This is a genomic window from Oligoflexus sp. (assembly GCF_035638955.1).
Lineage (GTDB): Bacteria > Bdellovibrionota_B > Oligoflexia > Oligoflexales > Oligoflexaceae > Oligoflexus.
The window spans coordinates 1-2,177 of sequence record NZ_DASQYZ010000130.1; the positions used below are offsets into that span (position 1 = coordinate 1).

Sequence of the window (2,177 nt, forward strand, 5' to 3'; positions counted from 1 at the left end):
GAAAGCCTCGATGGCTTTGGGAATTTCATGAAGTTTGATTTCTACCTTAATTACAGACACTTGAGCTCTCATTTGGTGTTTCTTTCTCTGACCGTTTTACCACGGTTTCAGATTAGGAGACACCAATTAGCCGACGGTCCCAGCGGATGGTGTTTGCGATCTGAAACCGGCCTTTTTTCCTGAAGATGCCCATGATCACGTTACGCAGAGTGATCATAAGATGTGGAAGAGAGCCGGACCTGACCCCGCTGCGATCCTCGTTAAATGTCACGTCTCTTACATAAAACATTTTGTTTTCAATGGTCCAGTGGCCTCGATTCAACTGAAGCAGCATCCTTGCATCGGCATCCTTAAGGCTCGTCAGGCCGTATACATGATCATGCCTGACTTTGCCGCTTTTTTTGATAATGCTTTCCCGCTCAATGATAAAGGCCTGCTCTGCCGTAGGAAAATTAAGCCAGAATGGAAGTTCCTTCATCAGGTATAGAGTTCTTTTATCCTCTCTTCCATGTCCACGGTCCTGCGTGCTCGCTTTTGAATATGAATTTTCCTTGATATTGAGCATGTCCAGACGATCGATGAGCTTTTTCCTGTTTCCTTTCATCGGAAAAACATAATCGGCCTCTTTGCCCTTGAGCCAGGCTGCAAAATCCTTTGTGCTGTGAAGAGCATCCACGGTCACTATTTTGCCGCGAATATCAATCGAATCGAGGAGGGGTCTTATTTCATCAATCTCGCTGATCTTATGATCAACCTGCCTATCACCCAGCGGCTGAGCATCGCCGTGTGTGATGGCGGAAAGAACATGAATCTGCCTGCCATTTTTATCCCTCGATGCCTTGAGGGTCTTACCGTCAACCGCAATGGCTTTGGAGTTGCTGCTGCCGGAAAGCCAATCATAAAGCTGACTGTGAAAAGCTCTCATCTCAACTTTCCCAAGGGCTTTGCGGACTGTGGATTCGTCAGGAAAACTATCTCTGTAATTGCCGAGCAGGCGGAGTTTGGACCTGGGCTGGGCACATATCCATTCGGCGATTTGAACAAAGCCCTGGGCTCCACACATCATGGCACAGGCTGCCCTGTTAAGAAGAAAGGAGAGGGAATATCTTTTTCCGCGTGAGCTTCTGACATCAGTGTTAACGGACATCAAAAAACGGCAACCAAGGGACTTTTGTCGTGATTGGCAGCGAGTCAACTTTTTAAGGGGATGTTCGATAGGTTGGGAATTGAAAGGCCGGGGTTATTTTGCTTTGGTCGGCGAACCCCCAGCCTTTGGAGTGCTTGGCTCCAGAGTCGATTGTCGGCTGGCAGAGCGCAGAGCTACAGCCGCAGAGTCTGCCCAGTGTTGGTCGGAAGCTGGAAAAGATGTCTCATTTGTCGAAGAAAATTCGTAGCCTGCCTCCCTTGCTCCCGGCACTTTAAATACTGCTCAGAGGGTTGTTCCAAGACTGCCCGCCTTGCATGTAAGCGCCGCTCCAATCGCAAATATTCGCGGACCTTCAACGCCCGTCTGTTAAAAACGAAACGCCAAGCGCGCTATCGCCGTCTCAAAGCCCGGATCATGCCAGCAGAAAAAGCGACGGGACAGTCTTCCAAAGCCAACCCCATAAATATAAAGCCATTGCCTGACGCCGTTATCCGATCACCCAAAAATGGCGCCAGTGAGCGACTCTCAAGTTTTCCCGGACCTCCTTCGGATTCAGCACGGGTATCGCTTTGCCATTACTGCGGCACAGGCCCTCTATGGCTTTCGGCAGCTTCCGGGGGGCAAAAATATGAGGGCAGTTCATGATTTCAGCAGAGGTAAAAAGTCAGATCAGGCGCTTATTCTACGTCAGTTATTTCTCAATGAATGCGATTGGGGAGGCTTTGGGCCTGCATCGCGATACCGTTTCAAGGGCGCTGGAACTCGATCGAAAGCGACGTAAGACGCCGCCTTCGGAGCTGGATCGTTTCGATCAAAAGATCAGGGAGACTGTGGAAATCTATCCGAGGCTTCATGGCTCAAGGATTTACGTCATGCTTAAAGAGCAAGGCTACACGGGATCGTTGCGACAACTTCAGCGGCGGCTCGGTACGATGCGGCCCTCGTATCAGGAGCGATTTTACGTTAAAAAACATGTCATTGCCGGTGAGCAGGCCCAGGTCGATTGGGGCCACTTCGGCAAACTACGCAT

The 2,177-nt window shown here is 49.9% G+C and carries 1 protein-coding gene and 1 pseudogene; one reads left to right on the forward strand and one right to left on the reverse strand.

Annotated elements, in window-relative coordinates; all coding sequences use genetic code 11:
* Window positions 1-112 precede the first annotated feature (112 nt).
* Window positions 113-1,147, reverse strand: coding sequence for an ISAs1 family transposase (locus VE954_RS12815; protein ID WP_324953298.1), 1,035 nt, complete (start codon window positions 1,145-1,147; stop codon window positions 113-115).
* 641 nt (window positions 1,148-1,788) lie between these two features.
* Here VE954_RS12815 and VE954_RS12820 point away from each other — a divergent pair.
* Window positions 1,789-2,177 (forward strand): annotated as a pseudogene (locus tag VE954_RS12820) (hypothetical protein); the annotation flags it as partial.